The organism is Photobacterium damselae, from assembly GCF_003026815.1.
GTDB classification, from domain to species: domain Bacteria; phylum Pseudomonadota; class Gammaproteobacteria; order Enterobacterales; family Vibrionaceae; genus Photobacterium; species Photobacterium damselae.
Window position 1 is genome coordinate 41385 of the sequence record NZ_PYOG01000030.1, and the last position, 6291, is coordinate 47675.

A 6291-nucleotide genomic window follows, 5' to 3' on the forward strand; every position below is an offset into this window, starting at 1 on the left:
AGCTTGCTAAATCGATTTGTGATCTAGATCACGTATGTATTTAGAGTGTTTCATGATTTGCATTTCTGAGAGAGGCGTCACACAGGTTTTTTGACTTCTCTCCCAAAAATGCAGAGAAATAACTTATGAATTCGATTTCATTCACAAGTTTATTAGCTAAATAAATGAACCAGTATAGGGAACAATATAGGCGCTAAAATTGTTGTCATAATGCCGCAGATAACCAATGCCAATGAGCTAAATGCCCCTTCTTGGTAATCTTCTTCAGCCGCTTTTGCAGTCCCTAATGCGTGCGATACGGTACCCATTGATAATCCTTTTGCGAGAGGATGTTCAATTTTAAGCAGCTTCATAATCGGATAACCCAACACAGCGCCAAAGATACCAACCAAAATAACCATTGCGGCAGTGATCGAAGGAATACCACCGATCTGTTGAGATGCAGCCATAGCTAATGGGGTCGTAATGGATTTTGGCAAAATACTGGCGGCGAGTTGGGCATCTGCTCCCATCCAAAACGCAATAGCCGTACCAAATGTCATGGATAACACACTACCGACAAAACATGCGGTCATAATGGTTTTCCATTTACTACGAATATGTGCCAATTGCTGGTACAGCGGTAAGGCAAGAGCAACAACAGCAGGACCCAACAAGAAGTTGATGATTTTGTTATCGGCAAAATAAACCTCGTAAGGTACCTGTAACCATTTAAGCAGCACGATAAGAACAATTAACGTGATCAATAAAGGGTTTAACAGCGGGTTTTTAATTTTGCCTGAAATGTATCGTGCTACATAGAAGCAGACCAAAGTTGCAACTAACCAGATCATTTGTCTTTCTCCTTATGGTGCACGGCAAGACCTAAAACAACGAGAACAATGAATGTGCTACCGAAAGTACTTGCTGCAATAACCGCAACGTTGTTGGAAATCAGATCCAGATAATTCATTAAGCCAACACCAACTGGAACAAACAGTAGTGCCATGTGTTTGATTAATAAATTACACGTGCTTTCTACCCAAGAAGTCGGACACACGCCTAAACATAAAGCGGTAAAGAGAATAAATAGACCAATAATGCTACCTGGTATTGGTAGATGGGTTAGATACTGTATTCCTTGTCCTAAGAAATAGCAGATCATCACAATAGCGAAAGATCGTAAGTAGTTCATTTAAGTTCAAATTGGGAATCAACAAAATTTTAATTCATCATACAAATAAAATGTGAGCTTTGCCACACTTTTTGCGTTGTTTACTGATAAAAAGATCAAAACTATTACCGTATAAGAAACGATAGCAGAAAATTTATATTTTTTGTTAATTGACTGAAATATTTGAAACTCTTCTAAATTATCTTCGTAAATAGTACAAAAAGTATTAGTAAAAATACCGAAATTAGAACTGGTTTTTTATGCTGCTGACAAAATTTAACCAAATTGATACAACTTACTGTATCTGATTCATTTTGAGTTAATGGAAATGCTTTTTGTAATATGGGGTTATGTGTGGATTGTGGTTTTCTATGCGGTAGCGGGACGCGATAACCAAAGCTGGGTATCACATGGATTGGGATGAGCATTTGCCCACGATAATTGAGCTTTTTAGATAACGCCATCAATAAAAGATTCAGATCATACTGTTGATCACAATCTTCAAATGGGTCTATTTCGATAAATGTTTTTTGATATAACGTTTGAATGCTGACGACTTCTCCTGCACAGGAACAGAGAGTGCAGAGTAGGCGGTTTTCATGTTCAGATAAAAAGCAACTTTTGTCTTTGTCCCAAGTGATTTGTCGGTTTTCTGGTATAAACCTAACGCCACCAAAGCAGAATGACTTTGTTTTAATTTTCGCAACCATGAACACCTCAGTAAAATTTGAGAACTGACCATGTTTTTGTATGCAAAATAAATGACATATCTTGTTTAATATTAATAAAAAAACAGATCTGCATTAGAGAATACAGATCTGTCTTAGAATCAAGATAATAGACTACTGATATCAGCAGAGAGTAGAAATATACTGGCCAAGTTTGTGCAGTATTGCCATTTTGTTCTCATCACTTTGATTATCTAATGCAACCTGTTCAAAGTTTTCCATATAACGTGGAATATTCGCTTCAAAATAATCTTGGCAGTGGTGCTTCCAGCGTGTTTGTTCTTCGTAACTTAAGGTCATTGGGAAGTTACGAGCGCGATAGCGGAAAAGCAGTGGTTTAATACGTTTATCGGCCACTTCTAACTGTAAGTTTGCTAACTCTTCCGGTGCCGTTTCCCGAATGATATCCATCGCTACACGATCGGCATGAGAGAAGAAACCATCATATAACATGGCATCTACGTTATCGTGATTATCAAACTCACGTTTAACGCTAAATACCTCTAAAACTTTTTCGCGAATTTCTGGGTGTTGCTTAATAAGAGCCAGATTTTTTAAGCACTGCTCACGATCAATATCTAAACGGTCTGCATCATTTGCTGTTAGCGTTTTTGCTGGAGCTAAAATAGGGCATTTATTGAGATGAACTTCTTTTAGCGGGATCGGCAATTCATCGGCTGCTAGATCGGCACGTTTTGTATATAGACGAGTTCGAATAGTTTCGCTATCTAATTCAATTAGTGGTGTTGGGTCTTGCGCTAGATTAATGGTAATCACGGCATTTTTATTATCTGGATGCCATGCAATCGGCACAATCCAGCTAGTATTGCCACATACGGTACCAAACATACCTGTAACGTGGACTAGCGGGGTAAGATTAACCACATCAATAAGTTGCTGCAGTTTGTTTTTATGGCGATTATTGAATAGGTAATCAAACAGCTTAGGTTGATTTTGTTTAACTAACTTTGCCATTTCAATGGTTGCATACACATCAGCCATCGCATCGTGGGCATTACTGTGTTCAATGCCATTTGCTACGGAGAGTTTTTCTAGCTTGAAGCTTGGTAGGCCTTCATCATCGGTTGGCCAGTTGATACCGTCAGGGCGCAGCGCGTAACAAGTACGCATAATATCCAGTAAGTCCCAACGCGAATTACCTTGCTGCCAACTCCAACCGTATGGGTCATAAAAGTTACGGTATAAAGTATAACGAGTGACTTCGTCATCAAAACGGACGTTATTGTATCCTACTACACAAGTATTAGGTTTTGAGAGTTCTTCGTGAATACGAGCAATAAATTCAGGCTCTGAGAGACCTTTTTCATTGGCTTCTTGTGGAGTGATCCCTGTGATTAAACAAGCCTCTGGAGATGGCAGGTAATCGTGAGGCGGTTTGCAGTAGATAACGAGAGGTTCACCGATGATATTGAGATCCATATCTGTACGAATACCGGCAAACTGACATGGACGATCGGTCGCAGGGCTTGCGCCGAAAGTTTCGTAATCAATCCAGTATAAGCTTGGTTCGTTTTTCTTGATCATAGTATTTTCCGGAAGCCATGTGTCTTGTATTAAGTGATTGTTATAAATATGGCTTTTTGTGATATACTGTTTTTATATACAGTAGTTAATTCCACTTGAATTCAGCGTGGGATTCGCATTAATGTCCGAATGTGCGTCCTAAAATCCAAGCCTGTGTCCTAATTTAAAGGAATAGCATAATGAGCCTAACAGACCGACAACTTAATCTTATCTCAAAGCAAGACACTTATGATGGTAAAGCTGAAATTAGTGATGGTGAAGGACTCGTTGTCCGTATAACACCTCAAGCTAAAATCTACTTTCACTACCGTTGTCGCTTTAATAAAAAAAGCTTAAGAATCCGTATAGGTAAGTATCCCGTAACTAGCCTCAAAGAGGCAAGACGAATGCATAAATTAATGATGGAATTGAGAGAGTCCGGTCGAAATCCCAACATTGCTATAACAGGTGAGCTTGAATTTATCACTTTGGATGATTGTGTGGCGTACTGGTTGAAACATTATGTTCCTCAATTAAAAGAGGGTACTCAGGCGCTTTATCGCTCATTTGCTAATAATTACCTTATTGGCGCTTTCCCAGAACGTAATGTCGAAACTATTCCTGCTAGAGAATGGATGCAGTGGTTAGATACCATTAGTCTTGATAAGCCCAAAACCGCTAATTCATTATTTACTAAGTTAAGATCCTGCTTAAACTTTTGTAAGAGTAAGTTCATCATAGAAAAAACAGACTTAGATCGTATTAAAAGGCAGCATGTGGGTAAAGCTCCTGAGGTTGGTACCCGTGTTCCAACGTTTTCAGAACTTAGCATGATTTGGTTGGCCATCGAGCGTAGTCGGGCCAGCTCATCCAATAAAGCATTGCATCAGCTGACTATGTTGTGGGGCAATCGTTTATCAGAATTACGCCTTGCGCGTCGTAGTCACTTTGATATGGAAGCAGGTATATGGACGGTACCAAAAGAGCTTAGTAAAACAAATACGCCAATAAGACGGCCAATCCCAACTAAAGCAAGGGCAATATTAGAACGGGTAATGGCTACTTATGATGATGTACTTTTTCCCGGTGGCGATCTGGATAAGCCGATAACTATCTCAGCAGCTAACCGTTATATCCGCCGTATTAGAGATGGTTTACCTATTGAAGATTGGCGTACCCATGATTTTAGACGTTCGCTATCCACCGGAGCATCAGAATTGGGAGTCATGCCGCATGTAGTTGAAAAGATGCTTGGCCATGAACTTGGTGGGGTATTATCTGTTTATAACAAGCATGATTGGTTGAAAGAGCAGTTAGAAGGGTATGAGCTATATGCTGAGAAGCTGGATAGTTATTTGAAGTGATTTTTTTGGCTTAACTAGTGTTGGATATAGTATTTCTAATACTGAAATACCCAGTTTCTTGTTAGTGTAAAGGCTCATTCAGAGTCTACTAATGCTAATTTCTGGTCTTTCGCAAGATACAATAAAAGGCCTGCTAATGTAGACCTTTTGTCACGGTGAATAGAATAGGTATTACGTTAAATCTAGTTAAATCATTTGATTGGGATGTCTTTTTCAACGCCACCTGATTCAAACTTAATCTCTGATACACCGAGTTTTTTTGCCTCTTGGATAAATAAATCTAGATCTGCCGAATCAAACTCCCTTTGGTACCCATTATCTTTGATAACTTCGTAAACAACCAAAGGGGTCATATGCTTAAAGCTTGAATCATCAACATTAAGATTAAAGAAAAATGGTTCTTCATCATTTCCTTTTTTATAGTTAACCTCGATACAAAAGTGGGCTTGATGTTCCATCGAAAAACTCCTATATATAAAACAGGTTGTCATTGTCTCAACAGGATAGTTGGTTTAGCAAAACAAATTTTATCGCATCTAGGTGTTACGTAGCCAAATATTACTATATCTGTTTTTTGTGCTACTGATGATAGTCATTGAATTAGATTAATTTAACGAGAAATCGAGTTGTAAGTCTAAGAAAGAACCTGATGAACTTTAGTTAAAATACTTGTCACATCCATTTGGACATATACCTTGAACTCTACCTTTAATAATTTCAGGTGATAGAGCCAATTTTTTACACTGTTTAGTGTACATATCATAACTTTTGCTAAAATTATGAAAGTCCACCTTCTCAATATTTTTCCCAGATTGACCATTAAATCTAAAGTATCCTTTATGTGAGTCTTTTAGTATCTCTAGTAGGCTATCTTCATCTTCTTCTGGTACAAATATTGATTTTTGATAAGCCTTGTTTAAACTACGTTCAACAGAAAAAGAATAGCTTTGATCATGTTCATTTTTGAAATCAATAGTGGCACCATTTATAATACTGAAGAAGAAAGAGTCTTGAGCATACAGGCCTATCATGTTGTCAAATTTATCGCACATGAAATCCACAGAAAATGACGTGGTAGATTTATCATTTGGTTTTAGCCATACGGTAAAAGATGTTCTAGTGGTCTCATCATCAAAAGGATCATACTCGTAATCAGTTCTGGTAATGAGATTCCATTGCCCTATATTGGTAGTTTTGAGTTTCATTCCTTTTTCGGTTGGTAGGGCCTTAGTCTCTAATGGAGTAAGAAGAAAACAAGCTAAAAGGGAGAAGATGTAGGTATATCTCATAGTTAGTAACCATAAAAATTAGTAGAATGAGTACATATTAACACTATGATATTGATAATCACGGAGTTAATTATGATTAACCTAATCAACTAACTGTAAAGGTGTTAATGTAGTGGTCAACAAATACTGGCCACAGTATTAGAGGTTAACCAATATAATCGTTCGGATTCATTCGGTGTTAATCCGCCATTATATTGATGTGGTCGTAATTGGCTGTAATAACCAATAATATA

General features: G+C 37.9%; 7 protein-coding genes. 1 reads left to right on the forward strand and 6 read right to left on the reverse strand.

What is annotated here, in order from left to right:
• Positions 1-152: 152 nt before the first annotated feature.
• The 4 genes from CTN07_RS18885 to sbcB form a co-directional block, all read right to left on the reverse strand.
• Positions 153-833, reverse strand: a complete 681-nt coding sequence (locus tag CTN07_RS18885; RefSeq protein ID WP_005299226.1) for a CidB/LrgB family autolysis modulator — start codon at positions 831-833, stop codon at positions 153-155.
• Positions 830-1174: a CidA/LrgA family protein gene (locus CTN07_RS18890; protein WP_036763782.1), complete on the reverse strand. Its 345-nt coding sequence runs from the start codon at positions 1172-1174 to the stop codon at positions 830-832. Before CTN07_RS18890 ends, CTN07_RS18885 begins: the two co-directional genes overlap by 4 nt.
• 173 nt (positions 1175-1347) lie before the next feature.
• Complete coding sequence (locus tag CTN07_RS18895) at positions 1348-1863, reverse strand: winged helix-turn-helix domain-containing protein (protein ID WP_005299232.1); 516 nt, start codon at positions 1861-1863, stop codon at positions 1348-1350.
• 141 nt (positions 1864-2004) lie between these two features.
• A complete protein-coding gene (gene sbcB, locus CTN07_RS18900; protein WP_005299234.1) occupies positions 2005-3426 on the reverse strand; it encodes an exodeoxyribonuclease I in 1422 nt (473 codons plus the stop codon).
• A 179-nt stretch (positions 3427-3605) separates the two neighbouring features.
• Here sbcB and CTN07_RS18905 point away from each other — a divergent pair, with 179 nt between their 5' ends.
• The gene (locus CTN07_RS18905) at positions 3606-4769 is read left to right on the forward strand and encodes a tyrosine-type recombinase/integrase (protein ID WP_005299237.1); all 1164 of its coding nucleotides are present in this window, start codon (positions 3606-3608) and stop codon (positions 4767-4769) included.
• Between the two features lie 191 nt (positions 4770-4960).
• Here the strand turns inward: CTN07_RS18905 and CTN07_RS18910 are convergent, their stop codons facing one another.
• Positions 4961-5227, reverse strand: a complete 267-nt coding sequence (locus tag CTN07_RS18910) for a hypothetical protein (RefSeq protein WP_036763784.1) — start codon at positions 5225-5227, stop codon at positions 4961-4963.
• A 198-nt stretch (positions 5228-5425) separates the two neighbouring features.
• Complete coding sequence (locus tag CTN07_RS18915) at positions 5426-6058, reverse strand: hypothetical protein (protein WP_005299243.1); 633 nt, start codon at positions 6056-6058, stop codon at positions 5426-5428.
• Between the last annotated feature and the right edge of the window lie 233 nt (positions 6059-6291).